Here is a 25,686-nt window from a genome sequence, read left to right on the forward strand (position 1 = left end):
GAGGAAATGACACCGATCTGAGACAGCCGCCTGCCGACACAACGTGAGACTCAAGGGAAATATCCAGGTCACAGGGTCGGCGCCTGACACTGAAATTGAGAACCTGATATGTAGGCGATTTTGTCAAGGGCACAGGGCATTCCGGGTCCGCTGGTGCGGGCCTGGGGGTGGTGCTGTGGGACCGGCGGGAGGTCGGTGGCGTGTCGTGCGTCGACGCGCGGCCAGCCTGATATCCGCGGGTTGGTTACCGCATGACCGGATGTTCGTCGGGGACGGAGCCTCCGGTCTACAGCCGAGCGTGGCCCGCCGGAGCGGGTGCTCATAGGGTCCGCGGGCATCGTCCCTCGCGCTGGCACGTCCGGCCTCCCGCCGGCCGTTCTGTGGACCCCGCAGGGTCAGTCCATCACCGCCAAACTCCAGCACCAGCCCGCCAGTTCGCGGGCCACGGCGACGGCGGCGACGTTGGTGTTCTTCTTCCGGGCCAGGAAGGACTCCCACCGTTGGTGGAGCCGCCGGTTGCCGAGATCGGCCCGTTGCCGTACCGGCAGGGAGGCCAGCTCCATCCGGCGGCGCAGGGTCACGCCCGGACCGCGGTAGGGCTTGTAGTGCTGCCATGACGCCTCGACCAGCAGGCGGCGGGCGTGGCTGTTGCCGGTCTTGGTGATCGGCCCCTGGAAGCGGTTGGGGCCCGAGGAGTGTTCGCTGGGCACCAGGCCGAGGTAGGCGCCGATGGTCGCGCCGGTAAACCGCTGCCAGTCGCCGACCTCGACGGCCAGGCCGAGTGCGGAGAGCGTGTCGATGCCGCGCAGGCAGGCCAGACGGCGCACGACCGGACACTATTCAGGACGGGCGGCTGCGTCGGTGATGCGCTGGTCGAAACGGTCGCGCATGGTCTCCAGGGCCAGGACCTCCTCGTATCCGTTGTCGAAGGCGAACTGAGTGTCCGCGTCGCCGAATCGCTGCTTGCGCAGCCACTCGTGGTGGATGCAGGTCCAGCCCGAGCCACCCCGCCAGACCCGCCCCTGCCCAATAACAGCTTGGAGATCCGGTTGCGGGCCCGGGCCAGGTCCCGACGCACGTCGTCGCGCCCTCGGACGAGATCCCGGGCGGCCTCCTCGGCCAGCGTCGGGACCCGCACCACCGGCAACTCGTCCATCCGTAACAGCTTCGCCAGCCGCTGGGCATCCCGCTTGTCCGTCTTGATCCGGTCGCCTGCGGGTCGCTCCATCTTCGACGGGGCTGCCACCACACAACGAAGCCCGATCGATTCCAGGGCTCGTGCCAGCACGAAACCCGTCGGTCCTGCCTCGTAGGCCACCGCCGCCGGCTGTGGCAGTGTGGCCACCCACGCCAGCACGTCGTGCGTCTCGGCGTCGAGTCGCTCGCTGAAGACCTCGCCCGTCTCGCCGTCCAGGGCCCACGCCGTCGTGGTGCGGGCGTGGACATCCAGGCCGACCGAAGTACGCTCGGAAAACATCCGGTGCCTCCTGGTAATTGCGGCACTACCCGCCACCGTGCTCACCGGTGGGCAACCCGCGTCAACTCCCCTGCGGGGCATCGGCCTTCGGCGCGGTAGCCGACCCCAGCCGCAGCTCAGAACGACCGCTTCATACGGTCTACAGGCCCGCCGCATTCTTCGCCACCCAAGCCGCTCTTCAACCGCATCATTGTTCGTTGCGTCCCCTGCCAGGTACACGCAGTGGACACCCGTCGCCGGATGGATCCGCTCAACCAGACCGCGCCGTACAGCACAGCACACGCCCGTCTAATCCAGCGTCTCGCGGGCCGTCGCGGTCCCTCCTGCCGCAGATCATCCCGCCGCAGCTGTTCCTCGCTCCGTAGAGGGGGGAAGTTGCCGCAACCGACCTCGTCCTTGGCGAATGCCAGGCGCTCCGCCTCTTCCCGCTCGATCAACTGCCGCACAGGATGCCGCACATCACCCACTACATTAATCAACTTACGGGTGCTTTCACCTGACGGCAGGTCGCCCCTACCCCACAGCGAGGGCCCAAGGAGTCCAGATGACGCTCTCTTCGCCTGGTGCACGGGCCGTGGACTTGCGTGTTGAGCCGGTTGATGACGTTCTCGAACACGTGGAGCGGTCCCTTCAAATGCAGTTGCTCCGTGACACCGTGGTGTGCAAGCGGCGCTCGGTTGGGGCGCGGACGGACCGTGGAACGTGGGTGAGGGTTGAGCGGCGCAGCTTCGACCGGATCGGAGCACAGGGCTGGAACGGCACCGAGGCCGCAGCGGTCTTGCATGGAGTGTCTATGCCGAAGTGGTACGCGGGGCTGGGGTGGCGCGAGCGGGACGAGCCGGTGATGTGGCGGGCAGACGAAATGGTGCTGGTCACCGCCCCGCCCGTTGGGCAAGCCGCTCTGGTGATCGAGGATCCTCAACTGTCGGACGGCTGGTGGGCGGCACTCAATGCTTCACTGGACGCACTCGCCGCGCAGCGCACGCACCGCCTAGCCACTCCGGACACAGAGACGGCCACCCAGGAACTGGTGACTGGGACGATCCGAGCGGTCTTCCCCGAAGTAGACGCCACCGTGGATGAGTGGACGCCAGCACATGCGGATCTGACGTGGGCGAACGTGACCGGGCCCGAGTTCTGCATCATCGATTGGGAGGATTGGGGGATGGCGCCGCGCGGACTGGACGCGGTCACCCTCTGGGGGAACTCCCTCGCCGTCCCTGCCCTGGCACAACGAGTGTGGGCGGAGCGTCGGCCAGACCTGGAGAGCAGGTCTGGCCGGCTGATGGCCCTGTTCTTCTGTGCGAAGGTCGTAGGGCCGCACGCCCATCCCCAGGATCCCCGCTTGGAGCCCGCCCGGGAGGAGGCGGCGCGGCTCATCGCCGAGCTTCACTCCTGACGGCGGTTGCGCAGGAGGCTGCGGTAGTGGCGGACGGCCTCCTCGTCCACCGCGAAGCTCTGGGCATTGGTCAGCTCTCGCAGGTGGTCGGGGTTGTCCGTGCCGACCGCTACCGCGTTCACGGGCGGGAGGTGGTAGGCGGCCCTGAAGGCAGCCTGCACCGGGGTGGCCTGCTGCCGGGAGCAGGTAGGACGGGGTCCCTCAGTCAGCCCCCGCACCCTGCCGCTCCTCTTCCTCCCCTTCGGCTGCGCCCCTCCGGCCGCACGGGTTTATGCGAGGAGACGCATAGTCGTGTTCGTGCATAGACGCTGCGCCCCGCCCCCTCTAACGTCATGGGCGGGCGGCCCAATCGGGGCCAGAGCAAGGGGGTTTGGCATGTCCGAGCGTTCGGCACTCACCCGGCTCACGGGCAATGGCAACGGCGAGTGCGGAGAGAAGGACTGCCCGAACGTGTACCGCACGGCCGCGGGGTCGTTCGTGGTGCAGGGTGACGTGTCCGACGCCTTCACCCCGCCCGCCGGGGAAGGGCTTGTGGAAATCCCGGAGGCGGTTCTCAGGGAGGCGTTCCGTGCACTTGGATGGTGACGCCTGGAACGACTGCTTCGATTCCATGGAGCGTGAGGCGTGGAGGCTGGAGACGCTGCCCGTCTACACCATGCCCCAGGAAGCGGAGAAGTTGAAGCGATTCCTCGCCGGGGAGAAGTCGCCGGACGATTACACATCGGCCTGGATGGATGAGGTCCGGCAGTGGGCCTCGGAAGGAAAGAGAGTCGGCAGGGTGCACGTCGTGACCCGCCCGCTCTCGGACTACCTTCGGTTCGAATTCGAGTACTACTACCGGCACCACGTGAAGGCGGGCGAGGATATCCGTATCCTCGACCTCACCGACCGGGAGAACCCGGGACTTCCAGATCAGGACTTCTGGATGTTCGACGAGTCCAAGGTGGTCCTGATGAACTACCGGGCGGACGGGACACAGATAAAACGGGAGCTGTACGAGGGCGACCCGGAGCCCTACCGGCAGTGGAAGCGGATTGCCATTGCCAAATCCGTGCCGTTCCTGGAGTACGTGAGCAGCGGGTGACGTTCGATCCTGAGCAGCTCGGGCAGCCGAAACAGGAACTGGCGGCCCTGCTGAAAGAACTACGCAAGCGAGCCGGCCTCACTGGGGACCGGCTCGCTCGGCGTTGCAACATGTCCCAATCGAAGATCAGTCGGATCGAGAATGGGAAAGTTCAGCCGAGTCTGCTGGATCTGGAAAGGATCCTCCGGGCCGTGGTGGCTCCGCCCGAGGTCATCGAGGAGGTCGTTGCCCTCGCGAGGCTGGCTAACACCGAATGGCAAGACCTGCGCTCGCTCCGGCGTAGGGGCCTGGAGAAGAAGCAGACTGAACTTGCCGCCCTTGAATCCTCGTCCACGGAGTTCCGCTTCTTCCTGCTCTCGATGATTACAGGACTGCTGTCCACCCCTGAGTACATCCGCGCCAGCCTTGCCCATTCTCCGGCCGATGTCACTAAGACGATCGCGAGGAAGTTGGAGCGGCAGGAGGTTCTTTACGACACGAAGAAGAGGTTCACTTTCATTCTCACCGAGCAGGCTGTGAGGTGGCCACTCCTGCCCCCGGCTGCGATGGCGATGCAGATTGACCGGCTGGCCTCACTGACCCACCTTGCGAACGTGAAGCTCGGCGTCATCCCCATCGCGGGATACAAGCCCATGGCTCCGATGGACACCTTCACCATCTATGACGACACCCTGGCCACCGTGGAGAACACCACCGGTGTCGTGATCCTGAGAGATCCACGCGACATCGAAATGCACTTGGAACTGTTCTCCACGCTTGAGGGTTATGCGCTGTTCGGGGACGAAGCGCGAGCCTTGTTGGCGGAGTGGTCCGCCGCCTGCCGTTCATGATCTTTAGTCCATGACGGGAAAGAACTACACAGCCGTCGCTTTGTAGGCCAATGATTTCCCCCATGGCAGCGACAGGGCGAAACGAAAAGTGGGTCCGCTACGGCGTGGGGTGGCGGCTGGGGTATCGGCGGAGGTTCGGCCCTGACGCTGGTGTGCGCTCATGACGACCGGGTGCATGACTCTCCGGGTGTCATACGACGGGGGCCGGATGTAGGACTCGGTGCGCATGGTGCAGGTGAACCACCGCAACGCAGTGATCTCGGGTCCGCCGACCAAGTCCCCGCCGTCCGGGTGCCCGCGGTGCACGGGGCGCCCGTCGTCGCCAAGGTCGGCGTCCGCCGCGCTCGTCGCTGTCCCTTTGCTTCCTGCCGGAATCCCGGTGGGAGTCCCCGAGAAGAGAGAGGTAAGTCCGATGGTGGAAGAGAACACCACGTCGGCCGCCCCCGAGGGGGGTGGACTGCTCGTCGCGAAGCGGAAGATCGTGGCCGCGCGCACGCGTGCCGAGCAGGAGTCGGACGTCAGCAGTGGCCGTTCCGACGGCAACGACTGACGGGAGCGCCCACGTTGCTTGATGCAGCCTCGTGGGCGGGGCGTCTGGGCGGGGACAGGTTCCTCGCCCAGACGTACCACCGCTCGTACGCGCACTTCCCCGGGGGCGCCGACGTGGCGGGTCTGTTCTCCTGGGACGACCTGAACCGGATCATTGCCACGCAGCGGCTGGAGCCGCCCCGGCTGCGCCTGTCGGCTGACGGCGAGATGGTGCCGCTGCACCGCTACGCGATCCCGACAACGAACCGCCGCGCGGTCACCTGGTCCCGTATCCAGCCGTCCGACTTCCACGCCCAGCTCAGGGACGGGGCGTCGCTGGTCCTCGACGCGGTGGAGAAGATCCACCCCGCCGTGGGGGCGGCTGCGGAGGGGCTGGAACGCTTCCTCGGGACTTCCGTGCAGGCCAACGTGTACGCCTCGTGGACCGAGCGGGAGGGCTTCGGCCGGCATTGGGACGACCACGATGTCGTCGTGGTGCAACTGCATGGCTCGAAGCGGTGGCGCCTGTGGGGGATGACCCGTGAGGCGCCCACCTTCCGGGACGTGGAGTCGCCGGAGGAGCCGGAGGGCGACCCGGTGGCGGACCTCGTTCTGTCCCCGGGTGACGTGCTCTACCTGCCGCGCGGGTGGTGGCACTCGGTCACCGCCGATCAGGGGACGGAATCCCTTCACCTCACGTTCGGCATGGTCCCGCACACCGGCGCTGACCTGATGCTGTGGGTCGTCGATCAGCTCCGGGCGTCCCTCGCGCTGCGCCGGGACATCCCGCGCTTCGGCTCGCTGGCGGAACAGTCGGACTTCATCGACGCCGTACGACGTGAGGTGGCCGACATGATGGCGGACCCCCGCCTCGTGGAGCGGTGGGCGGAGTCGATCGACACGACAGACCTGGGCCACGCGATTCCGTCCCTGCCCTACGTGGACGGACTCCCCGCACGGAGAGAGATCACGGTCAAGCTCACCGCTCCGAGAGGTCGCCTGACGGCCAACCGCGAACAGGGCACGGTCACCTTCTCCGCGGCGGGTACCGCGTGGGACTTCGCTGAGTCCGCGGCGCCCGCGCTGGGCACGCTGCTGACCAACCAGCCGACCACGCTCGGGGAGGTGGCCGACTCCGCCGGGCTTGAGGTCAAGGAGGTGGCCGAACTGGTCTCCGTCCTCATCGACGGCCACGCCGTCGCAGTCGTGGGGACGGCACTGTGACCGCCGCGCTCTGCCTGGGGACATACCGCGTGCGTGCCGTCAGTCAGGCGGCACGCGCCGCCCTGGCCGCAGGTAGCCCCTGGGTGGACACGGCACCCAACTATGGTCGTGGTCAGGCGCATGAGGAGCTGCGCCCGGTGCTCGGGGAATACCCGACCGTGCGGGTAGCCACGAAGACGGGGTTCTTCACGGAGGAACAAGGCCGCAGCGCCCTGGCTGAGGGCGTGCTCACCCGGGAAGAGGCGGCCGGTAGGCACAGCCTTGAGCGAGGCTTCGTCCGCTGGCAGACGGAGCGATCCTTGGCCGAGCTCGGGCGCGTGGACCTGGTGTTCGTGCACAACCCCGAGCACCACGGGCACGGCCCTGACCGCGCCGCTCTGCACGGGCGCGTGCGGGAAGCCTTCACGGCGCTGGAGGAATTCGCCCATGCGGGCAGGATAGGCGGGTACGGCGTCGCCACTTGGTCGGGCCTGACCTCCGGAGCGTTCAGTGTCGCCGAGTTGCTCGCGCTCGCACGCCAGGCGGCTGGTTCCGCCGAGCATCACTTCACGGGCATGCAGACGCCCGTCAGCCTGATCATGGATGCCCCGATCAGACAGGCCCTGAACGGCGGCGGACCACTGGTACAGGCGAAGGACGCCGGGCTGATCACGTTCGGCTCCGCTCCCCTGCACGGGGGCGAACTCCTCGACGCCATGACACCCGAACTGGTGAACCTCATCCGCCCCGGCCTGTCGGCCGCAGCCGCTGCCATGCTGGCCGCTGGCTCGTGCCCCGGCCTCGATGTCGTCCTCACCTCCGCGAGCACCCGCGAGCACTGGGACGATATGGCCAAGGCTCTGGCTGCGCCGCTGACGGCCCATGAACTCAGGAGGGTGACGGATGAACTCGCCGGTGAATGAGGAGGTACGAGCCCTGATGGAGGCAGCCCACGACCGGGCGGCCAAGGCACTGGGCCTCACCTGCACGGGTCCGCTGGCGTGGGGCTTCCTCGGTGTCACCCTCGGACGCCGAGCGGAGGACCGGTGGCTACGGGTGAGCCGGACGGCGAAAAGGAACGCGGGCAGGAAGCAGGGGGAGGGCATCGTCGGGGCTTCCCAGCTCCTACCCGAAGGCGTCCCGCGCCCCCGCCTGCATGGGGTGCACGACTGGACTGACGGCGAGTGGGCCTTCGAGGCCGAAGTCCTGGACTACCTGACGCAACCCGTGGTGTCCCCGGACAGAGCCGACATCGACCACGATCCGGCGCTGCCTGACGAATGGTGGGCGGACCTTCGCCAAGCCCTTGCCCTGCTCGCTGAAGCGGAGGGTGTGAAGACGACCGTCCGGGACGGATGGATCGAACGAGCCTTCCCCCAGTTCCTCGGCATCCCGGCCCCCGCCAACGTGGAGCGGGTGACCGGTCACGGTGACCTGCACTGGGGCAACCTCACCGCCGAACCCCTGTGCCTGCTGGACTGGGAGCGGTGGGGCCTGGTGCCCTTCGGCTATGACGCGGGGCTTCTCCACGCCAACAGCCTGCTTGTACCCGACGTAGCCGCCCGCATCCGCAAAGAGTTCGCCGCCATCCTCGACACCCCCGCCGGTCGAATCGGGGAACTCGCGGCCCTGGCCGAGATGCTGCAAGCCGTGGCCCGTGGCTGGTACCCCGACCTTGCGCCCCACCTTCTCGCCCGAGCGGAGGCACTCACGGGAGTGCGCCCGCCCGTTCCGGTGCACTCCGAGGTGAGCGCCTGACTGCGCCCCTGCGCGCCTCTCTCAGGCCCTCTCTGCCAGGTGGTCGTAGAGGGTGGCGCGGTGGACTCCCAGCGCCTTGGCAATGCTGGTGACGCTCTCGCCCTTGTCGCGTCGCGCACGGGCTATGTCCAGCTTGCCGTCCCCACCCGGCCGCGGGGCATCACCGGAGGACCCAGCGTTGTCGGACCGGAGACTGTCGTACCGGCTGTGGACGGCCGTGAGCTCCTCGGTCGATCGCACGTCGCTGTGGACGTACACCTGCGGGCCTTCGCTGCGGATGCCGGTGTCACGGGCCTGCAGTACGAGGAGCTGCGAGCTGTGTACGAGGAGGCCGCCGCCGCCCTCGGACACGAACCGGGCGGGATGGAGCACGCGGTATGGCGGTTCAAGTCGAGGGCCGTCTGACCCGCCACCCTAGGCCGGCCGCTGCTCGGCGACGCCCAGCACGCTCACCCGGATGCTCTGAATCCTCGGATCGACACGGCGCCCTCGACCGTGGTGGTCGAGAGCGCCGTCGCGGGCGCGTCAGCGGGTTGCTGTCGCCTTGGCGAGGGCCTTGTCGAGATGCTGGCCGACCAGGGCTGGCGCGCCAGAGACGATGAGGAGCAGGCTTCCCTCACGTATCGCGGTCTGCTTGACGACGCTGTCCTGCCCACCGGAGGTGAAGGTCATCAGCTGGCTCCACTGCTGGTCGCCGAGCCGGGGCGCGGTCGTCTTCTGTGACGTGACGTTGATGACGGTGCTGCCGGAGACGACTTGGTAGGTCGGGCAGCCGGTCATGGCGTCGAAGATCCGATCGATGCCGTCGGACAGCTTCGCGGAGGTGTCGCTGTACAGCTCCTCGGAGACCTGCGAACCGGCGCTGCCGCCGGTGTAGGTGAAGGACACCTTCGCCTTGTTGGGGAAGTCGAGGGAGCCGCTGGCCGCCGCGTCGCCGCCCAGCTTCTCCAGGGCGGGGCAGCCGGTGACGGTGACGTCGTCGTGGCTGGAGGTGTCCTCCGGCTTGCGGGTGTAGTCGGACCCGAGGTCGCTCTCGTCGAGCAGGCGGGGCTGAAGCGCGGCCGACGACAGCGGGGCGTCGCTCTGCTTGTTGGTGGCCGGGTGGTCTGCGGAGGCGGAGGACGGGGAGGTGGACTTCGCCTGGCTGGTGCCGGCGGAGCAGGCGGGCAAGGTGAGGGCGGCGGCGGTGAGGCCGAGGGCGGTGATGGTGAGGCGAACGCGCATGGGTGAACTGACCCCTGTGGTGCTCGGTGACGGTTGGACAGTGCGGGCCCGTGGGCCCGAGAAGGGGCCGAAAGAGTGGAGGTCAGCGGTGGCCGAGGTGCCGCAGGCAGTCCTCGAACGTGGCGTGGATGGCATCTCCCGGGCCGGAGTGTCGGTTGAACCACGCGGTGTCGAGACGGGTCTCGTGCTGCTCGTGGCCGGCCTGGCAGCGCAGCCAGACCTGGTCGTGGGTGGAGAGGATGAGCCACTCGCGGTAGGCGCCGCACTCGGCGCAGGCGACGACCTCGCCGTCCAGGACGACCGGCCACGGCCAGGGCATCACCCGGCCGTCGAGCTGGTCGTGGCTGGGGACCCGCAGCTCCGGCGGGAGGAAGTCGTCCACAACCGGCGCCGGCTCCGCGAGCTGATGCTCCTCCTGCATCTGCAGGACCGGCGGCACCTGGTCGGCCATCCGCAGCCACGCCTCGCACGCTTGGCGCTGCACCTCACTGAACTCTTCCTCTTCCGCGCGGCGGCGTCGTCGTATCCGGTGAAACACCCGGTGTCCTCCCTCGTCTCGTCCTGCACGCGTCATGATCGTGCGCGAAGTCCGCTGACCTGTTCAATTCACAAAGTCCACAGTCACGACCGGCCACGCCCAGGCCGGGCCTGTCCGGGGATGTGCTGCCCGGCGCGCTGTGCCGAGCGCTGTGCGGCGTGAGCGTCGGGCACCATGCCGGTGGTATCCGCAGGCAGGTCCGCTGCCCGGCGCAGCCGCCACACCAGGACGTCGCTGACGGACTCCGCCGTGTCCAGCTCCCGCCGACCCGTGGCGTCGGCGAGCAGGGCGGCCGGGTCGTGGCCGGCGGCTTCGGCGTCGGCGAGGGTGGCGGCGAGCGCGTACCAGCCGGGCTCGGCGAGGATCTGCTCGGCCAACTCCGGCAGCGCTGTGCGCAGCACCGTCGTCTGCCGCTGCCGCAGCGCCCGGCCCAGGCGCCGGCCTCGTTGGTAGAGGGCACCGAGGGGTTGAGCGGCGGCGGCCTGGTAGGCGGCGCGCAGATGTTCGGCGGCCTGGCGGGCGGCGGTGGCCTGCTGGGCGTGGTTCTTCTTCGCGTGCCAGTGGGCGGCGGCGGTGATGAGGAAGAACAGCATGTCGATCGCCATCGCGGTGGTCGCGCCGTCCTCGCCGCGGCCCAACGCCGGACCGCTATAGACGAGGTCACGGGCGGCCTGCCGCAGCGCTCGGTCGTGGCCACGCTCGGCGCGGACGTGGGAGCGGGAGGCCCGCTCGAACGCGAAGGCGGCGTCACGCAGTTCGCGCCTGGTGCGGGCCGCGGAGGTCTTCGCGAGCGCGTCCAGGACCTCGCCGGCAGCGGCAATGTACGCGGCGGCGATGGCGTCGTCGCCGTGCTCGATGACGAGCACCGCGTTCCACGCGGCCGAGGCCGTGTGTCGGCGGGCGGCGGACGGGTCGCTCGGCGCCGCAGGGGCGGGCACATCTGCCGGTGTGGCGTCCTGGTCGCGAGTGTCGGCGGACCAGCGCTCCCGGATACGGGGCAGGGACAGATCGGGGGCCAGGCGGGCGCCGGGGTAGAAGACCGGTTCGCCGTCCTTGTTGCGGTCGTCGGGCAGGGCGACCTTGTAGCCGAGCAGGTCGCCGGAGGGGGCGACGCGCTTACGGATGATCAGGCCGGCGGCGGCCAGCCGGTCGAAGAACTCGGTCTCGCTGCTGGCGCCGGCCACCGCGCGGCGCACGGTTTCGCGCAGTTCCTCCCGCGCGGTGCGCTCGCGGCCCTGACGTTCGGCTTTGTGGCGCTCGGCGCTGGTGGGGCGTTGGGCCGCGGTGCCGTCGCCCTTGTTGAGCCGGCGCAAACCCAGCTCCGCTTCCAAGGCGCGGGCCTGGGCCTGGGCGCGAGCGGCGTCGTGGTCGAGGTCGGGCTTGTAGCCGTCCTCACGGACGAGCGTGGCGACGATGTGAATGTGGTCGTCGGCATGCCGGACGGCCACCCACCGGCAGCCCGCGCCCTGTTCGGGGTAGTCGATACCGGTGGCGGCGACCATCCGGCGGGCCACCTCGCCCCACTCCTCGTCGGTCAGGATCCGGTCCTCGGCACTGTTGCGGACGGACAGATGCCACACGTGCTTCTTCGGCCGGTCGGCCTGGTCGATGTTCTCGACGGGTTGGTCCAGGAGCTGCTGGAGCTGCTTGAGGGTGGCAGACGGGTCGCGGCCGGGGTCGGGAGCGTTGTGGTCCCACGAGGCGACCAGGTGCGGGTCGATGTGTTCCTCGTGCTTCCCGGGCCCGTAGAGGTAGTAGAGGAGCCCGATGGTGCGCTGCCCGCGCTTTTGTATCCGGGGGATCATGCTGCTGTCCGAGGTCGTCGCTGGGAGTGGCGGGATGCGGGGCGGTAAGGGGAGCCAGCTCAGCGCTGCTCCAGCAGTCGGTCTGTGGCTGCCTGTACGCGGGTCACGGCGCGCTGGACCGCCGCGACGACCGCGTCGATTTCCGCTGGCTGGCCGCCGGAGTTGATGGCCCGGGCTATCTGATTGAGGTTGTTGCCGACTTGTCCGAGGTGCCGGCGTGCGGCGAACAGCTCGGCGATCAGCTCGCGGTGGCCGGCGATGGCGGCGGCGGTGCTGTCGAGGTCGTGAGCGGCGGCGAGCCCGCTGCGGGCGAGGAAGCCTGGCAGGCTCGTACGGGTCGCGGTGGCGGCAGCGCTGAGCAGGGTCTTCTCGTCGCCGTTCAGGCGGACGCTGCAGACGTAATCACGCTTGTGCGAGGGCGGCTTGGGCGAGCGCTTGCGCGAGGTTTTCTTCGCGGCGCGCGGCTTGCGCAGTGAAGGCGTCTCCTCCAGCTGGGATCCTCCCTCGGTCGCTGTCTCACGGACCAGCACCCCCCGGTGCTGGTCCGCTCTTGCCACCCCTGGGGCGGGCTTGGCCAAGGCGCGCTTCCCCGACGGGGAAGAGTGTCTTGGCCGATAACTTGCTCGCGCCCAAGCCGAGTTGAGGTCTCGAGCAGGTTCCGGGGTGGTGCTGTCCTGATTCGGGTTCGTCATCGGCTGCCGGACCTCGCCGTGCGGAGCTGTCGCTGGATTGTGGCGGCCAGATCGAGGACGGCGGCCGGTCCTTCGAGTAGTTGGACCGGCCCGTTCGGCTTCTGCTGGACGAGCCACTGGCCGATCGGGACGGGAACCATGGCGTGGACGAGGTGCCGGCGGACCAGGACGGTGGCCCGGGCAGCCGCCTCGGTGGCCATGTGCTGGGACGGAGGCGTGGGACGGGGCATCATGTGGTGCCTCTCGGTACGGGGCAGTGGCCCGGCGAGCGCCGGACCACCGCAGGTGACAGGGGGACCTGCTGGTTTGCGGGCTCAGCCGCACTCGGGGCAGCGTCCTACGTGGCCGCTGAGCGCCCGGGCCATCCGCGCCCTCGTCGAAGCGGCATACGTCGCACTGGCCTTCGCCGACGGCTTGCCGACATGCCGCTGGGAATGGGCGCTCAGGTAGCCGATCTCCCGCTCGTACTCCTCACGGAGGGCAGCGAACTGCGGACAGGTCCTCATCGGGTGGTGCTCCTTGTCGTAGTGGTGCTGTTCGGGCGGCGCAGGGCAGCCAGGACCAGGCTGAGTCGGTCGTTTCGGCCGCCGGGGAGCTTTTCGCGGCGGATGATCTCCCTGAGCTGGACCCGGGTCACCGCTTCGTTGCCGTCCCGTTCGAGCAGCGCGGGCACATGGGGGCGGATCAGCTCGACCAGCTGGTCGACGTCCTGCTCCGGCTCGCGCGGCGGACGCTGAGCCTGCGGGCTGCGGGACCGGCCACTGTGCTTGCCCTTCCCCCTCGCTTTCGGGGTCGGCGTCCGGCGTAGGGGAATCTTGTGGTCCCGGTCCCCGGTGGTGTCGGTCCCCGTGTCGGTCGGTCCCCGGTCCCCGGTGGTGTCGGTCCCCGTGTCGGTCGGTCCCCGGTCCCCGTTGGTGCCGGTCCCCGACTCGGCGGTCCCCGGTCCCCGGTGCGGTTCAGGCCGTTGTGCCGGTGCTTCATTCACAGGGAGGCCGGTCCCCGAGCGGCTCTCGCGTTCCTCACGGGACTCCGGGTTCGCTGCCCCGGTCCCCGGCTCGTGGGTCCCGGGACCCGAGTTACGGTCCGCGGTCCCCGCTTCACGGTCCCCGGTCCCCGCGTGCCGCTCGGCGCTCGCGGTCTCCGGTCCCCGGTGAGGTTGCAGTCCATGGTCACCGTTGCGAGCGACGACGGTGCGGGGACCGTCGTTGGGGACCGAGCTGATCTCGACGCTCGCGGCGGGGACCATGGTCGCCACCTCGCCGGTGTGAGGTGGGGACCACGGGGAGGGCAGCGGGACCGTGGCGAGCGCGAGTGCGTGCCGGCGGGCGGCGAGCTGGGCGAGCAGAGCGGCGCGCTGGGACGGGTCGGTGCCGACGGAGGCCCGGCCGATCGCCTTCGACAGCCGCCGGGTCAGGCGGCGGCCCCGTCGGCTCTGCCGCTGCTCGGTTGTGAGTTCGGCGAGCCGGGTGGCGAGGGCCACGGCGCGGGCAGTGGCACGGTCGCGGGTGATCTGCGCGGCGTCGCGGTCACGGGCGGCGATGCCGAGCCGGGACAGCAGCCGTTCGCGTGCCTCCCGCCCGAGGGTGGCGATCAGGCCGTGGGAGGCGGCGCCCGGGGTGCGCAGCCGCAGTTCGATGCCCATGGCCAGGTGCCAGAGCATGGCCGCCATGACCGGTCCGACGAAGGCGCGGACGGTGCCGCCGACGGGGCCGCTCTCGGCGTAGGCGGGGATCACCTGGACTCCGGTGATGACCCATACCAGGGTGCCTGGCAGCCCCGGGGCTCCCTGGGTGGTCAGGTTCTGGCGGGCCATCAGCGCGGTTGCGAAGAGCCCAAGTTCGGCGGCGGCGAACATGCTGGCGCGTTCGGCGGTGCCGGCGATGTCGAGGTAGTCGGCGGCGAAGCGCCAGGAGGTGTCGGCGCTGTAGGCGGTGCAGCCGAGCGCGGCCAGGGCGGAGACGACGACCGCGGTACTGCCGAGTCGTTTCTGCGGGTGCCGTGCCTGCCGCCGGAATGCCCGGCGGGCCAGGGCGAGCGCGGCGGCGGGGACGCCGAGCGCGAGCAGGAGGTACAGGTCGGGGCCGGCACCGAGGGACAGGACAGGGTGGGTCATGCGGCCTTTCCGAGAGGGGCGTGCGCCGAGGCCGACGCCACCGGGCGGGAGACGGGCGATTGTGTGGCGGGCCGGACGGTTGCAGGGCGGCTGCTCTTGGCCGGCGCGGTCTTTTTCTGCGCGTTCTTCCGCCTGGGCACGCCCAGGGTGCGGTCGCGGTCGAAGACCTTGTTGGCGGCCTGCCGCAGCAGGTCTCTGGCGTACTTGGTGCTGATCTGCAGGGCGGCGGCGAGCCGGCCGGGTCGCCATCCGCGGACGTAGGCGTGGTCGATGACGACCTGGCGCTCGGCCTCGGTGAGGTGGACGTCGCGGCCGTTGAAGAAGGCGACCACGCGGCTGTAGTCGAGGCGGCGAGGCAGGCCGTCGTGCCAGGGGCGGCGCTCGGCTGCGGTCAACCCGCCCCAGACGCCCTCCTTGAGGTCATTCTCCAGGGCGTAGTTGAGGCAGTCGCGGCGGACCGGGCACAGGCCGCACAGCTCCTTGGCGTCGGCGATGGCCTCGTGGTCCCGGGGCAGTGGGAAGAAGGTGGCATCGGCGTCCTCGGGGTCCATGCCGTGGCATGCGCCTTGGGGCTGCCAGCTGGTGTCACCGACGCTGCGCAGGCCGGTGGCCGGCGAGGTGTGGGTAGTGATGTGGCGCAAGGGAGTCTCCGGTGTGCTGCCGCGTCGGCCGGCTGGAGGGCTGGCGGTGGGTGGACGCGGCGTCGGGTGCCTGCTGCGGCGCGGGACAGGAGCGCCGCAACAGGGGCGGGACGGTGGCGTTGCGCGGGTGCACCAGGTGCGGTGCACCACTGGGCGGGCCGGTCAGGCCATCGCCGCTTGATGAGCCTGCTGGGCGGCGGCGAGGTCCTGGCGGCAGTGATGCGAGGTTGCCCGCACCGCGTTGCCGCGTGCGAAGCCGTCGGGGTCAACGCGTCGGCGGCGACACGGCTCGCCGACCGGTGCCTCGCACCAGTCGCAGCGCACCGAGAGCGCATCGGGCTGACCCTGGGCGAGGGCCTCCTCGCGGGCGGCGCGGGCGCGGCGGAAGGGCGCCAGGGCAGTGCGGGCCTCCGGCGGAATGCAGGAGCCCACCTCCTTCAGCCGTGCTTCCAGCCTCGGGCTGACCCGGCGTCCGGCGAGCTGCCTGTACTGCACGGGCTGGGCGGTGCCAGCTGCGACGGCACGGCGGGTGCCGACCAGCTCGGCGGTCCAGGCCGCCTGGTCGTCCGGGTCGGCCGACGGGGTGGGGTCGGTGTGCCGGTGCAGGCGGTCGCGCTTGTAGCTCTCCCACGGCCGGGCGACGTCCGCGGGCAGTATCTGGTACGGCGAGACGCGGATGTGGCGGCGGGCGACGACGCAGGCGTCCCAGCCGTGCGTCGTGGCCAGCGGCACCTCGTCGAGCAGCTCGTGCCACTGGGCAAGCTGGTCGCGGGCCTCACCCTGGTCGGTGCGGATGGTGCGGGGGTCGAGTCGGCCGATGTAGGCCAGCAGGGCGGCGGTTTCGCGGCGGTCCATGGCTACTCCGTTCCGGTCGGCGTCGGCTCGTTGAGGGCGGCGAGGAGGGCGGCGGTGTGGGCCTCGGCGCGGGTCATGCTGCCCGTTGGGGCGGGCCCGCCTCCGGGTAGGGCGTAGAGGTTCGGGCGGGCCGGAGCGTGCTCCCGGGCGATCCAGGAGCGCCAGTCGGCAGCCCAGGCAGCTGTCGGTCGGGGGGCATGCCCGGCGCGGTGGGCACGCCACTTCGTGTCGGCGGCGCGCAGCCCGTCCTCGCCGAGGCGGTCGAGGTGGCCCTGCTGGCGGGCCCAGGTGTGGCTGGCGGGGTCGACCCGCCAGTCGGCAGCCGAGGTGACGGCAGCACCACTACTGCTGCCTTTCCGGTTCAACTTAGGTTCTCTACGGTTCTGGGGGTCGGATTCCGTACCATGCTGGTGTCGGATTCCGGCACGTCGAGGGGGCGGATTCCGGCGCGAGGGGCCGGATCCCGTACCGGTCGGATTCCGGCGGGAGGTGCCGGATTCTGTACTCTTCTTGGGCCAGATCCCGTACCGCCGCAGGTCCTTTTCGGCCTCCTCGTCCAGCTCCGGCACCGGGTCGGAGTCGGTCGGCGGCTCGACGTACGCCTCCGGGTCTTCACGTTGGGCTGTGGCGACCTTGGCCAGCCAAGCGGCAGCCCGGGGCAGGCGGTAGACCGTGCTGCGCTGGGGGCCCTCCAGGTGGTCCAGGACGTTCAACTCGCCGCTCTTGTCGAGCGCCGTCAGCGCGTCCCGTACTGCTGTCCGGCTCGCGTTCGTCCGCTCGACCAGACTTGTGAGCGAGGCCCAGGCGACGCAGTTGCCGTCGGCGACGCGGTCGGCGATTGAGAGCAGGACCAGCCGCGCCGTGCCCCGGCTGGAGCTGTGCTCCCACACCCACTCACGGGCCTCGCTGCTCATCGGCCACCCCTGGCCACGACGTTCGGCCGGCGCTTCACGGACGCCGGGGTGCCATGCAGGGCGTCGGGGCGGAGAGACGCCGGGGCGAGGGTGGGTGCCGCGCAGGCCAGAGGTCTCGGCCTTTTGCGCAGGGCGGGAGCCATGTAACAATCCCCTTTGCAGTGTTGCCACGCTGAAGCGCCCGTCGGAAAGGGATCAGCGTGGTGATGGTGGGCAATCTCCGCCCCCTTCGGGCCTAGCCGGGCCCTGGCTGGGGCGGTACGTGCCGCTACGCGTTCGGCGTCCTGGAGTAGCCGCTCCTGGGCGCCGTCGCTGTATGCGGGCCTGGACGAGTTCGTCGGTTCCTGCCGTGTTCCTCACGATCGCGGAGCCCGGGCGGGCTGCCCGGGGGACGACGAAACATACGCACGGACCCGTGTCAAGATCCAGAGTTGGTTCTTAATCTCTGTAGTAGTTGCAGAGCGTGACGAGGAATGACACATGCGCGTACTGGGCGCGGGGTGCGGCGCGACATGGACAGACCTCCTCGTAGCGTGCGGCCGACGTGCTTGCGCCAGGTGCGCTGGGTCACAAGAACGGCTCTGACCTGCCCGTCAACACTTTAGTGCTGGCGAGTGAGGCGACTCTATGTCGGAGTAGCTGCGACTTGTCAACACTAAAGTGCCGATGCGGGGTAGGGTTGGCTGTGCAATCGGCACTTGAGTACACTGCGCAGCGATGCTGAGAGCGGAGGTGGGCGGCCATGTCGGAGACGGGCAGCGGTGCTGGCATGGACGTGCCTCTGGAAGCCGGCAGGGTGAAGCTGAGACTGAACGCTCTGTTCGACGGCGTGGAGAACCCGGCAACGGGTCGCCCCTACACCGTGCCCGAGGTGGCGAGCGCCACCGGGATCTCCGAGAGTGCCATCCGGCAGCTGAAGCAGGGCTCGAAGCCGAACCCCACGCTGAAGACGGTTGAACTCCTGGCCGACCACTTCGGGGTGAAGAAGGATTACTTCTCCAAGGAGATGAGCGGCGCGGACGTGGACCGGGTCGTGGCGGGGCTGAAACTCCTGGATGTACTGGAGAAGGCTGGCGTTGAGGACGTCTTCGCCCGCGCCGGCGAGCTTTCCGTGGACAGCATGCGAATGGTCGCTGCTGTCATTCGGAGTGCGCGCAAGGCCGAAGGGCTCGACGCGGACTGACGAATGGGCGCCGGCAAGAAGACCAAGCGATCTCTGGCGCCCGCGGCGTTGCCCTCATGTCAGCTGTGACGCAGACGCTCATCGAGCGTCGGAATGATGACGGTCAGTCGATATGACGGCATGTCATCAACCCTCATCGTCAGAACGTTGATCTGAAACTCTTGCGCACCCTGCCGTGGCAAATACAGCATGCGAGGGTGTTTGGCGCTGGGGTGGGATACGGCTGGCAGGTTGGGCAAGTCCCATAGTCTGCGGGCTACGGGATCGCTCTGCACAGTGCGAATGATCGCTTGAAGCCCGATGTCATTGCCCCGGCGCTCGGCCTCCAATCGAAGCTCGGCGATCATCGGGATGGCCCAGTCTTCCTCCCAGCGGATGAGCTGGGTACGGGCCTCCGGGTATGTGAGCACCCAGACCGCCACGTTGGTGCCATACAGCATCCACGGGAATTCGCGGCCGGCCGCACGGTTGAAGATCGAGACCTCCCAATGGTGATCTCGCAGGTAAGTGGGCCAGGGCTGCGCTTCGATGAACTGCCTCACGACCAGCGGAGGTGCCTGACGGGCCCCGGCGGGCTGATCCTCTGCACTGGCGTCGGACGTCGGCCTGCCGTAAGTCAGCTGCCATACGGTCTCCCATTCGTCCTCGGTCAGGGCGAGAAGGCGTCGTACCCCCTCCAGCATCGCCTTGGAGAAGTTCAGAGGCTTGCCCAGTTCCAGGTTCCGGTACCACTTGGTGGACACGCCAAGCAACTGAGCGACCGCATCTTGTGTCAGGCCGGGGCTGCTTCGCGGGTCCAGGATGGCGGTAGCTCCTGGAATATCGCGAGGATCGATGCGTCGCCGGGCCTGGCGCAGAATCCGCGTAATGGTCGTACGCGACGCGGGCTGGGGGGAGTGGTTGGCAGGCATAGCTTGTCGATCTTGAGATGTGGGTCACAGGTTGCGATGAAACCTCGGCAGCGGCCCCCCGCGACGAAGATTAGCAGGGTGAAATAGTCGGGCTAAAACGGACCGATCGGCCGCTGAGATCGTTTACTGCTCAATCGCCTGTCGTCTATGTACTGCAAGGGGAACTGTGAGTTCCCCTTCTCTGATCTCGGGCTTAAGTGGGATGGTGCGGTGACCTAAGATCTTTCCTGAGAGTCAGAAGGCGCGGGCTCCGGGTGAAGTGGAAGGTGGTTCGCAGTTATGTGGCGTGTACCACGCGTCATGTGAGACTCCCCACTTCCCTTCGGGTGCCAAAGATCCGGCCGCTACCTTTTGTTGCTAAGTCGACGATGGAAGTGAAACGGAGGTTCGGCTCTCGACCCTCCGGCCGGATACCGAACCGCAGGCATCGACCGGTTCGCCGATTTGTTGCTGAAGTGCGCCTGCGGCCGTAGTGCCGCGCGGAGTTGTTCGGTGGCCTTCGGGGCGGGAACCGTTGCGGGCACTTGTGTGTCGCCCGCCGGTCCTGAATAGATGATCAAGACCGTGCAGTTAAGGACCACCCATGTTTCTTCGCCCCAGGCATGAAAGCCACGTGCACCTACCGGGGTTGGGGGAGCGCGAGTCGCAGCTGTGGCGCATGTGCGAGGAGGCCCTGCGCGGCGTGCGTGTGCAGCGGCGCTTCACGATTGAGTCGTTCTGCGAGGCGCTGTCGGCGCAGCGCGGCCGGCGGCTGGTCCTTCGAGAGTTGCCCGAAAGCGATGGACTGCGGCTGCCGTGCGGTCTGTGGGTCGCCTATCCCGACGAGGACCACATCTGGCACGTCACCGCTACAAGCCAGCGTCATCGCCTGCAGGTCATCTTCCATGAGATCGCGCACATGCTGTTGAACCACAAGGGTGACTCCGGTGTGTCAGCCCTTCTGGCAGCTCTTCCGCCAGAAATTGCGCCGACCCGCGTGCGAGCGGTCTTCGGCCGGACCAATTACTCCACCGACCAGGAGCACGACGCCGAACTGACGGCGACCATCCTCGGCGAGATCGTGGACCGGCTCCCGACTGCACCCTCCACCTCACATCACGGTCTGCTGGACCGTGTGGACGCCACCATGGTCCACCCGCGCAGGAACTGCCGATGAATCACCAGGTCATCGTCGCCACCACGCTTTGGGCAGTGGCCCTGTGGCGGGCGCCTTCACTGCGGCACTCACGCAAGCAGCGAGCCATTTCGCTGGCGTTCCTGAGCCTCGCAGCAGCTATGACACTCGAGGTGCCCGCAGTCTCGGCTCGCATCGACTCCCTGACAGGTGTTGGCAGCACCGGATACCTGCTGAAGCACATGCTCGGGCTCGTCTCGGCCGCGGCGGTCCTCGAATTCGTCATCGCCGTGGTTCGCCCCCGAGGCTTCCTCCAGCGCTCCCGCCGTGCGCTCGAAGCCGCCTGCCTGGTACTCATGGCTACCGCGTTCGGCCTGGCCCCTGACGACGCCCGAGTCCCAGACGAAATCATTGTGGCCCACGACTTCTCCGGATGGGCGCTCCTGCACGTCGCGGTCTTCACCCTGTACATCGGCTCCGCCATGACAGTGACGGCCATCCTCTTCGTACACGCAGCCCGTCACTCCAACGACCGATGGATCCGCGCAGGGCACAGCCTGCTCGGCCTCGGAGGCAGCATCGGCATCCTGTACGCCCTGCAGCGCCTCGTCCATCTAGCCCACGTCGCCGTCGGCGACGCCACGGCGGCTGACGTCCACCGCGCGGAGACAGTGTCGACAGTCCTCAAGGTCGCCGCCATCGCCGCTATCACGACCGGAAGCTGCCTCTCGCCCATCTCGATCGCGGCCACCACGCTGCGGCAGCGAAGGGCTTTGCCACAACTCGATCCACTGTGGCACGGACTGACCGACGCCGTACCGTCCGTCGTGCTGCCCATCAGTCCCGGACAAGCCCATACCCGCCTGTTGCTGCACCGCCGGCTCGTTGAGATCAGCGACGCCACCCTCGCTTTGCGCGAGTACGTCCCCGCCGACCTGCAACACCGCGCCTTCGACATGGCGAAGGAAGCCGGCTATCCGACACGGGCACGCTCCGCCGTCGCCGAGGCCGCCTGGCTCAAGACCGCAGCCCTCATCGCCCCCGCCTCCAGCCCCTACAAGGGAGGGCATCCCCGCTCGGGAAGCGATGGGCTCAGCCCAGCGGCCGAACTGCGGTGGACCTGCCAGGTCAGTGCCGCCTACGACCGCAGCCCCAGCGTCGCGGCATTCGCCAGAGCCGAGGCAGCCAGGATCCAGGAACAGAACCGGAAGCAACCCGCATGAGTCTCACTTCGACAGCACCGACCACCCGCCAGGACATCGCCCGTACCATCAGCGACCGGCTCCACCCCAAGACGTGGATCGTCATCATCTGTCTCGCAGTCGGCTGGCACGTCGACCGCTGGAACGGCGTTGCCTGGAGCCTCGTCGGGGTGGTCTTCGCCGCGGTCATCCCCATTCTGTTCATCGACCACGGCATCAAGAAAGGCAGATGGGGAGACAGGAACGTCGGCGCGAAGCGGGCACGGCTTCTGGTGATGGCGGTCATCCTGACCTCCGTGCTGACCTGCTTCACCCTTATGGCAACGCTGCACGCGCCCCGCGCCCTGATCGCCTTGGTCGCCAGCATGCTCGCCACACTCGCCGCGCTCGCCCTGGTCACGCTGGCCTGGAAGATATCCGTACACCAGGCCGTCTCTGCGGGAGCCGTCATCATGCTCGCTCAGACCTACGGCCCCTGGGCCCTGTGCGGCTACGCCCTGGTCGCAGTCGTCGGCTGGTCACGAATCGAGCTGCGGGACCACACCACCGGGCAGGTGATCGCCGGCACGATCCTAGGGTCAGCGGTTGCCGCGGTCGTCTTCGCCGCGCTCCGCTAACCCTCCGAACCTGCCTGGGCTTCCACAGGCGCGATGGCGATCCTTGGAGTGGGATCGGGCGGCAGCAGCCGGTGTGCTGCGGCCCTCAGCGGCGAAGGCGTGCTGGCCTCCGGCGGTGGCGGTGGCGACGATGGCAGTTGCGCCGATGACGGTGCAGATGCGCATCAGTTCCAGCTGGTTCGCCGCGGGCCCCGGCTGACGATGTCCAGCCGAGACCCGACGCTGAGGTCCGGGCATCGTTGATGGCTCGGAAGCGAGCCAGCGTAGACGTGATGCCGTGGCGGAGCCCGGCGAACAGGTTGTCCAGTCGGTGACGCCTCAAACGGTGTCCCGCACGCGCCGCGTACGCCTTCCATGAAGCCTGTGAGGGACGCGCTTAGTGCGGGCATCCCCGCGTACGCCAGAGGACGACGGCGGCCCAGGCGGCGAGGTTGACGGGGATCAGGAGGCGGGGCAGGCGCCGGCGGGCGAGCCACACCCGGTTGCGGGCGTTGAGCCAGTAGAAGGCGGCGTGGCGGGACGGTGGGTGGCGGGGTGGTGCACCATCACGCCCCGGACCGTGAGACGCCCTCAGTCGGACGCGCGTCGGCCTCGAGGTTGAGAATGGGGGAGGAGCTGAGCGTTTCGCCGATGTCGGCAGCCTCGGCCCAGCGCCTTGCGGGCGGTGGCGCGGATCTCTTCGGAGACGGGTTCGCCCTTGGGCGTGCGCGAGGACGGTTACGAGGGGGGCTTTTGCGTATGCCCCGTGGTGAGTTTCTCCTCAAGTTCGGCCATGGTGCGGGTGTAGGCATGCTCAAGGTCCACGTCGTAGAGGTGGGCCAGGATGATGACCGACCACAGACAGTCGGCAAGCTCGTGTTCCAGTGCCGGCCGGCCGCCCGGCATATCTCGGGTGCCCTCCTCGGCCATGACGAGCTTGGTCAGGTCTCCGACGTCGCCCATGAAGCCGAGCATGAAGTCGGTGCGCGTCCAGGTGCGGCCCCGCTCGCGCTGGTTCTGCCGGTCGTACAGACTGTGAATGCGAAGTGCCTGATGCTTCAGCTCGTCGAGGTCCATATCGACTGTGTCCCTTCTGTGGATCTGCAGGGGGGAGGCCGACCACCGCCCCGCAATGGCAGCATGCCCGTGATCAGAGGACGGACCAGGCCGGGGCGGCACGAGCGGGAGATCTGCAGTCGGTTCAGGCTGGGGGGTATCGGTCGAGCACGTGGGGAAGGTAGTCCGCGCCCGGTCCGAGGCGGGTGGCCTCGGTACGAGAGGACACGAAGGCGACCGCGTCGAGTTCCGGTCCTACTCCATGATCGGACTCACAAGCGGCAAGGTCCCCATGCCGGCGGCGTACGAATGTGCTGGATGCCGGTGGGGCCAGGAAGTGGAAGCCGAGGCTGCCGAACCGGCGTCCGCGAGTGATTGTCCACAGCCTCAGTTCCTCTTCGGACATGTGGATACCGAGTTCCTCGGCCAGTTCGCGGACCGCGTGTTGGCGGAGCCCCTCCAGTTCAAGGGCATGACCGGCCGGTGGGGGTTCTGCTGATCCGCCTGGGAGGGTCCAGCGGCCTGGTGTTGCTGTGGTGGAGGAACCGCGTCCGATGGCGAGTCCGCTCTCGGTCGGCAGCAGGACGGTGACGAATACCGCCCCCGGTACGTGCTCGGGCGGTCGGAGCTGGCGCAGAGCCCTGTGTCGGTAGGTCATGCGTGCCCAGTTCGCCACGAGCTGGCCGGACGTGGGCAGGTCGACGCCCAAACTCCCCACCAAGGGGCCGTCGAAGGCCGCCGGGTTTCGGGCAGTCGTCTCCTGCCAGATCCGGTCCACCTCGCCCTGCTCCCACGCTGACAGGGTTGGTGGGGGCTGTTCCGCGAAGGAGACGTGGTGTGCGTCGAAGAACTGGACGGGAAGATGGACGGGTTGCATGGGAGGCGCCCTTCCAGGACGAGACCCGGCGGGTGCGGAGGGCGCAGCCGTGGATCAGCTGATGTTCACGGGGCGGGTCGGGCTCATCCTTCGCGGTTGACGCCATGCAGTATCCCGGGGCGCCGTCTTGGGAGCAGACCCGGTGCGGCTATGGATGAACAGGGGCGAGGATGATGGACATCCAGGGCACAGCGTCCTCGCGATGCGAGTGCCCGACGGGCTCGATGCCGCGTTGGTCGTCGAGGCTGAACCCGGTCATCATGACGGTGTTCGAGTTGTCGGCGACGGAGATCAGGTGGGTTCCGCAGCGGGGGCAGAAGCCGCGGTGGAGAGTGGGCCACGTCGAGTACCAATTGGGCTCGCCGCCGGGGCCGGTCTAAGTCAGCCCGTCCTTGTGGAAGCCCACCCAGAGCACGGCCGGACCACCCGAGATACGCGTTTCGTGGGGGCACGAGCACAGATGGGGATCATCCGGGAGGCCGCTTACCTCGTATGCGATGTCACCGCACTGGCATCGGCCGGTTCGGATCTCTGGGGCCAGGAGGGTGACAGCCTGTTCGGTGGCTTCGGATCCGTCGGCTTGCTGGCTCTCGGACACCAGGCGGGACGGTGTGTGCACCAGCACCGGGTCACCAGAAGGACTGCGTGTGGTGTTGCAGATTTCGCGCTCGGTTTGTTCGGAGGGGCGGGTCGTCTCGGCCATGGATTTCCTCGAGGAAACGGGATGCGGACGGCAGGGTCGTGGAGGCTTCTAGCAGGTGCAGGGATCGATGAGGGGTGGGACTCGACGCCCGTGAGCCGGGGTTCCGTCGGGCTCACGTATGTCGGACATAGCTGGCCGGCCCGGTCCGGCGCGCTTCAGCGCCAGCCCCACGTCTTTCGTCCGGCCGGGTCTACGGTGAAGGCACACGGCCCGGCCACTGGAACACGAGGCGGCTGTGGGGCTTGTCCAGGACATCCCCGGCGGGTAGCTGGCCGTCGGGGGTGCTAGCCGGGTGAACGGTCAGGACAGGGTCGCTTTGCTTGCCGCCGTTCGTGCGTACGTCGCGGTCCCAGGCTCTCACCGTGGCCGCCAGCTGCTCGGCGAGCTGCGGGCCGTGCTGTCCGAAGGCATGGACGACCCACTCCCACTCCTTTTCGGCAGGGCTGTCACCGTGCCGGGTCTGGACGTGGATGAGGTAGGCCAGTGAGGCGTCGCCGAGGATCGCCGGCGCATCGCCGTCCTTCGCGATCTGGGTGACGCCCGTGCCTTTGTCCCGGTGGGCGGACAGACGGACGAAGCCTGGCAATGTGGTGGCCGCGTAGAGCTGCAGCGAGCCGAAGTAGAAGCCCGCCCCCATGGTGACCCCGGTGGCGACCTCGTGGCGCGGCCCGCGCAGCGCCTCTTCCAATCCCTTCGTCGAGGCGGGGGTGCCGTCTTCGAATCGGAGCTTCAGCTCGCCGTCGAGGAGGTCCACGGCCGGGATAGGGCGGGCGTGTTCGCCCTGGGCGCGGAGGAATCCGCAATGCGTGAACTTCCGCGCGTGCAGTACCTCGCAGCGTCGCTCGAACGCGATCGCCCGGGTGTATCCGTGGATTTCGAGGGGCAGGACTAGTGTCCTGCGCCGGAGATCCGTCGGCAGAATCGTGCGAGGGATTCGAGGATCTCCTCGGCGGTCTTGGTCCAGATGAACGGCTTGGGGTCTG

Annotated in this window: 30 protein-coding genes and 1 pseudogene; 12 read left to right on the forward strand and 19 right to left on the reverse strand. The window is 68.6% G+C overall.

The features are described 5' to 3' along the window. Nucleotides 1-395: 395 nt before the first annotated feature. Both ACI2LW_RS24650 and ACI2LW_RS24655 read right to left on the reverse strand, forming a co-directional pair. Nucleotides 396-827: a transposase gene (locus ACI2LW_RS24650; protein WP_404733370.1), complete on the reverse strand. Its 432-nt coding sequence runs from the start codon at nt 825-827 to the stop codon at nt 396-398. A gap of 260 nt (nt 828-1,087) precedes the next feature. Then, nucleotides 1,088-1,633 (reverse strand): annotated as a pseudogene (locus tag ACI2LW_RS24655) (transposase); the annotation flags it as partial. A gap of 388 nt (nt 1,634-2,021) precedes the next feature. On the opposite strand from ACI2LW_RS24655, the gene ACI2LW_RS24660 reads away from it, so the two are divergent. Further along, a complete protein-coding gene (locus tag ACI2LW_RS24660) occupies nt 2,022-2,876 on the forward strand; it encodes a hypothetical protein (protein ID WP_404733371.1) in 855 nt (284 codons plus the stop codon). Here the strand turns inward: ACI2LW_RS24660 and ACI2LW_RS24665 are convergent. Then, a complete protein-coding gene (locus tag ACI2LW_RS24665; protein WP_267893341.1) occupies nt 2,867-2,998 on the reverse strand; it encodes a hypothetical protein in 132 nt (43 codons plus the stop codon). The two genes, ACI2LW_RS24660 and ACI2LW_RS24665, sit on opposite strands and share 10 nt — an antisense overlap. A 253-nt stretch (nt 2,999-3,251) precedes the next feature. Here ACI2LW_RS24665 and ACI2LW_RS24670 point away from each other — a divergent pair, with 253 nt between their 5' ends. The 7 genes from ACI2LW_RS24670 to ACI2LW_RS24700 all read left to right on the forward strand — a co-directional run bounded on the left by ACI2LW_RS24670 (nt 3,252) and on the right by ACI2LW_RS24700 (nt 8,279). After that, nucleotides 3,252-3,461, forward strand: coding sequence for a hypothetical protein (locus tag ACI2LW_RS24670; RefSeq protein WP_055493664.1), 210 nt, complete (start codon nt 3,252-3,254; stop codon nt 3,459-3,461). Then, a complete protein-coding gene (locus ACI2LW_RS24675; protein ID WP_404733372.1) occupies nt 3,445-3,960 on the forward strand; it encodes a DUF6879 family protein in 516 nt (171 codons plus the stop codon). Before ACI2LW_RS24670 ends, ACI2LW_RS24675 begins: the two co-directional genes overlap by 17 nt. Next, complete coding sequence (locus ACI2LW_RS24680) at nt 3,957-4,790, forward strand: helix-turn-helix transcriptional regulator (protein WP_040896666.1); 834 nt, start codon at nt 3,957-3,959, stop codon at nt 4,788-4,790. Before ACI2LW_RS24675 ends, ACI2LW_RS24680 begins: the two co-directional genes overlap by 4 nt. Before the next feature lie 412 nt (nt 4,791-5,202). Next, entirely contained in the window at nt 5,203-5,340 is a 138-nt protein-coding gene (locus ACI2LW_RS24685; protein ID WP_006143122.1) for a hypothetical protein, read from the forward strand. 14 nt (nt 5,341-5,354) lie between these two features. Continuing rightward, nucleotides 5,355-6,542 (forward strand): cupin domain-containing protein, encoded by a 1,188-nt coding sequence (locus tag ACI2LW_RS24690; RefSeq protein WP_404733373.1) that lies wholly within the window; start codon nt 5,355-5,357, stop codon nt 6,540-6,542. Next, on the forward strand, nt 6,539-7,444 hold the full coding sequence (locus ACI2LW_RS24695; protein WP_404733374.1) for an aldo/keto reductase: 906 nt from the start codon (nt 6,539-6,541) through the stop codon (nt 7,442-7,444). Before ACI2LW_RS24690 ends, ACI2LW_RS24695 begins: the two co-directional genes overlap by 4 nt. Beyond that, nucleotides 7,425-8,279 carry a hypothetical protein gene (locus tag ACI2LW_RS24700; protein WP_402424409.1) on the forward strand — a complete coding sequence of 285 codons (855 nt, stop codon included), beginning with the start codon at nt 7,425-7,427 and terminating at the stop codon, nt 8,277-8,279. The genes ACI2LW_RS24695 and ACI2LW_RS24700 overlap by 20 nt, the downstream gene beginning before the upstream one ends. A 21-nt stretch (nt 8,280-8,300) precedes the next feature. On the opposite strand, the gene ACI2LW_RS24705 is transcribed toward ACI2LW_RS24700, so the two are convergent. From ACI2LW_RS24705 to ACI2LW_RS24755, 11 genes are all read right to left on the reverse strand, one after another. Continuing rightward, nucleotides 8,301-8,651, reverse strand: coding sequence for a helix-turn-helix domain-containing protein (locus tag ACI2LW_RS24705; protein WP_402424406.1), 351 nt, complete (start codon nt 8,649-8,651; stop codon nt 8,301-8,303). A 153-nt stretch (nt 8,652-8,804) separates the two neighbouring features. Then, entirely contained in the window at nt 8,805-9,503 is a 699-nt protein-coding gene (locus ACI2LW_RS24710; RefSeq protein WP_404733375.1) for a hypothetical protein, read from the reverse strand. Between the two features lie 82 nt (nt 9,504-9,585). Next, nucleotides 9,586-10,041 carry a hypothetical protein gene (locus ACI2LW_RS24715; protein ID WP_073946774.1) on the reverse strand — a complete coding sequence of 152 codons (456 nt, stop codon included), beginning with the start codon at nt 10,039-10,041 and terminating at the stop codon, nt 9,586-9,588. An 83-nt stretch (nt 10,042-10,124) separates the two neighbouring features. After that, nucleotides 10,125-11,846, reverse strand: a complete 1,722-nt coding sequence (locus tag ACI2LW_RS24720; protein ID WP_404733376.1) for a relaxase/mobilization nuclease domain-containing protein — start codon at nt 11,844-11,846, stop codon at nt 10,125-10,127. Between the two features lie 59 nt (nt 11,847-11,905). After that, entirely contained in the window at nt 11,906-12,403 is a 498-nt protein-coding gene (gene mobC, locus ACI2LW_RS24725; protein WP_404733377.1) for a plasmid mobilization relaxosome protein MobC, read from the reverse strand. A 131-nt stretch (nt 12,404-12,534) separates the two neighbouring features. Further along, entirely contained in the window at nt 12,535-12,771 is a 237-nt protein-coding gene (locus tag ACI2LW_RS24730; RefSeq protein ID WP_404733378.1) for a hypothetical protein, read from the reverse strand. A gap of 81 nt (nt 12,772-12,852) precedes the next feature. Then, nucleotides 12,853-13,044 (reverse strand): hypothetical protein, encoded by a 192-nt coding sequence (locus ACI2LW_RS24735; RefSeq protein ID WP_404733379.1) that lies wholly within the window; start codon nt 13,042-13,044, stop codon nt 12,853-12,855. Further along, nucleotides 13,041-14,651: a hypothetical protein gene (locus ACI2LW_RS24740; protein WP_404733380.1), complete on the reverse strand. Its 1,611-nt coding sequence runs from the start codon at nt 14,649-14,651 to the stop codon at nt 13,041-13,043. The genes ACI2LW_RS24735 and ACI2LW_RS24740 overlap by 4 nt, the downstream gene beginning before the upstream one ends. Next, on the reverse strand, nt 14,648-15,292 hold the full coding sequence (locus ACI2LW_RS24745; protein ID WP_404733381.1) for a WhiB family transcriptional regulator: 645 nt from the start codon (nt 15,290-15,292) through the stop codon (nt 14,648-14,650). Before ACI2LW_RS24745 ends, ACI2LW_RS24740 begins: the two co-directional genes overlap by 4 nt. Nucleotides 15,293-15,454: 162 nt before the next feature. Further along, a complete protein-coding gene (locus tag ACI2LW_RS24750; RefSeq protein ID WP_404733382.1) occupies nt 15,455-16,147 on the reverse strand; it encodes a hypothetical protein in 693 nt (230 codons plus the stop codon). Nucleotides 16,148-16,149: 2 nt separating this feature from the next. After that, on the reverse strand, nt 16,150-17,061 hold the full coding sequence (locus ACI2LW_RS24755) for a helix-turn-helix domain-containing protein (protein ID WP_404733383.1): 912 nt from the start codon (nt 17,059-17,061) through the stop codon (nt 16,150-16,152). 742 nt (nt 17,062-17,803) lie between these two features. Here ACI2LW_RS24755 and ACI2LW_RS24760 point away from each other — a divergent pair. Further along, nucleotides 17,804-18,244, forward strand: coding sequence for a helix-turn-helix domain-containing protein (locus ACI2LW_RS24760; RefSeq protein WP_404733384.1), 441 nt, complete (start codon nt 17,804-17,806; stop codon nt 18,242-18,244). A gap of 59 nt (nt 18,245-18,303) precedes the next feature. Here the strand turns inward: ACI2LW_RS24760 and ACI2LW_RS24765 are convergent, their stop codons facing one another. Then, complete coding sequence (locus ACI2LW_RS24765) at nt 18,304-19,155, reverse strand: helix-turn-helix domain-containing protein (RefSeq protein ID WP_404733385.1); 852 nt, start codon at nt 19,153-19,155, stop codon at nt 18,304-18,306. A 583-nt stretch (nt 19,156-19,738) separates the two neighbouring features. Here ACI2LW_RS24765 and ACI2LW_RS24770 point away from each other — a divergent pair. The 3 genes from ACI2LW_RS24770 to ACI2LW_RS24780 are packed head-to-tail and all read left to right on the forward strand — an operon-like array spanning nt 19,739 to nt 22,088. Beyond that, nucleotides 19,739-20,311 carry a secondary metabolite protein gene (locus ACI2LW_RS24770; RefSeq protein WP_404733386.1) on the forward strand — a complete coding sequence of 191 codons (573 nt, stop codon included), beginning with the start codon at nt 19,739-19,741 and terminating at the stop codon, nt 20,309-20,311. Then, nucleotides 20,308-21,492 (forward strand): MAB_1171c family putative transporter, encoded by a 1,185-nt coding sequence (locus tag ACI2LW_RS24775; RefSeq protein WP_404733387.1) that lies wholly within the window; start codon nt 20,308-20,310, stop codon nt 21,490-21,492. Before ACI2LW_RS24770 ends, ACI2LW_RS24775 begins: the two co-directional genes overlap by 4 nt. Then, nucleotides 21,489-22,088: a hypothetical protein gene (locus ACI2LW_RS24780; RefSeq protein ID WP_404733388.1), complete on the forward strand. Its 600-nt coding sequence runs from the start codon at nt 21,489-21,491 to the stop codon at nt 22,086-22,088. Before ACI2LW_RS24775 ends, ACI2LW_RS24780 begins: the two co-directional genes overlap by 4 nt. Nucleotides 22,089-22,805: 717 nt before the next feature. Here ACI2LW_RS24780 and ACI2LW_RS24785 read toward each other — a convergent pair. The 4 genes from ACI2LW_RS24785 to ACI2LW_RS24800 all read right to left on the reverse strand — a co-directional run bounded on the left by ACI2LW_RS24785 (nt 22,806) and on the right by ACI2LW_RS24800 (nt 25,457). Continuing rightward, nucleotides 22,806-23,144 carry a MazG nucleotide pyrophosphohydrolase domain-containing protein gene (locus tag ACI2LW_RS24785; protein WP_404733389.1) on the reverse strand — a complete coding sequence of 113 codons (339 nt, stop codon included), beginning with the start codon at nt 23,142-23,144 and terminating at the stop codon, nt 22,806-22,808. A 124-nt stretch (nt 23,145-23,268) separates the two neighbouring features. Further along, entirely contained in the window at nt 23,269-24,000 is a 732-nt protein-coding gene (locus tag ACI2LW_RS24790; protein ID WP_404733390.1) for an NUDIX domain-containing protein, read from the reverse strand. Nucleotides 24,001-24,376: 376 nt separating this feature from the next. After that, nucleotides 24,377-24,703: a hypothetical protein gene (locus tag ACI2LW_RS24795; RefSeq protein WP_404733391.1), complete on the reverse strand. Its 327-nt coding sequence runs from the start codon at nt 24,701-24,703 to the stop codon at nt 24,377-24,379. A gap of 190 nt (nt 24,704-24,893) precedes the next feature. Further along, entirely contained in the window at nt 24,894-25,457 is a 564-nt protein-coding gene (locus tag ACI2LW_RS24800) for a hypothetical protein (protein ID WP_404733392.1), read from the reverse strand. Between the last annotated feature and the right edge of the window lie 229 nt (nt 25,458-25,686).

This window comes from Streptomyces sp. NPDC004065 (assembly GCF_044903565.1).
Classification (GTDB): Bacteria; Actinomycetota; Actinomycetes; order Streptomycetales; family Streptomycetaceae; genus Streptomyces.

Coding starts and splice junctions, on each gene's coding strand:
- ACI2LW_RS24670 (WP_055493664.1), top strand. CDS start 3,252: ATGTCCGAGCGTTCGGCACTCACCCGGCTCACGGGCAATGGCAACGGC.
- ACI2LW_RS24755 (WP_404733383.1), bottom strand. CDS start 17,061: ATGAGCAGCGAGGCCCGTGAGTGGGTGTGGGAGCACAGCTCCAGCCGG.
- ACI2LW_RS24660 (WP_404733371.1), top strand. CDS start 2,022: ATGACGCTCTCTTCGCCTGGTGCACGGGCCGTGGACTTGCGTGTTGAG.
- ACI2LW_RS24735 (WP_404733379.1), bottom strand. CDS start 13,044: ATGAGGACCTGTCCGCAGTTCGCTGCCCTCCGTGAGGAGTACGAGCGG.
- ACI2LW_RS24700 (WP_402424409.1), top strand. CDS start 7,425: ATGAACTCGCCGGTGAATGAGGAGGTACGAGCCCTGATGGAGGCAGCC.
- ACI2LW_RS24760 (WP_404733384.1), top strand. CDS start 17,804: ATGTCGGAGACGGGCAGCGGTGCTGGCATGGACGTGCCTCTGGAAGCC.
- ACI2LW_RS24790 (WP_404733390.1), bottom strand. CDS start 24,000: ATGCAACCCGTCCATCTTCCCGTCCAGTTCTTCGACGCACACCACGTC.
- ACI2LW_RS24795 (WP_404733391.1), bottom strand. CDS start 24,703: ATGGCCGAGACGACCCGCCCCTCCGAACAAACCGAGCGCGAAATCTGC.
- ACI2LW_RS24720 (WP_404733376.1), bottom strand. CDS start 11,846: ATGATCCCCCGGATACAAAAGCGCGGGCAGCGCACCATCGGGCTCCTC.
- ACI2LW_RS24785 (WP_404733389.1), bottom strand. CDS start 23,144: ATGGACCTCGACGAGCTGAAGCATCAGGCACTTCGCATTCACAGTCTG.
- ACI2LW_RS24780 (WP_404733388.1), top strand. CDS start 21,489: ATGAGTCTCACTTCGACAGCACCGACCACCCGCCAGGACATCGCCCGT.
- ACI2LW_RS24770 (WP_404733386.1), top strand. CDS start 19,739: ATGTTTCTTCGCCCCAGGCATGAAAGCCACGTGCACCTACCGGGGTTG.
- ACI2LW_RS24740 (WP_404733380.1), bottom strand. CDS start 14,651: ATGACCCACCCTGTCCTGTCCCTCGGTGCCGGCCCCGACCTGTACCTC.
- ACI2LW_RS24775 (WP_404733387.1), top strand. CDS start 20,308: ATGAATCACCAGGTCATCGTCGCCACCACGCTTTGGGCAGTGGCCCTG.
- ACI2LW_RS24765 (WP_404733385.1), bottom strand. CDS start 19,155: ATGCCTGCCAACCACTCCCCCCAGCCCGCGTCGCGTACGACCATTACG.
- ACI2LW_RS24685 (WP_006143122.1), top strand. CDS start 5,203: ATGGTGGAAGAGAACACCACGTCGGCCGCCCCCGAGGGGGGTGGACTG.
- ACI2LW_RS24750 (WP_404733382.1), bottom strand. CDS start 16,147: ATGGACCGCCGCGAAACCGCCGCCCTGCTGGCCTACATCGGCCGACTC.
- ACI2LW_RS24710 (WP_404733375.1), bottom strand. CDS start 9,503: ATGCGCGTTCGCCTCACCATCACCGCCCTCGGCCTCACCGCCGCCGCC.
- ACI2LW_RS24730 (WP_404733378.1), bottom strand. CDS start 12,771: ATGATGCCCCGTCCCACGCCTCCGTCCCAGCACATGGCCACCGAGGCG.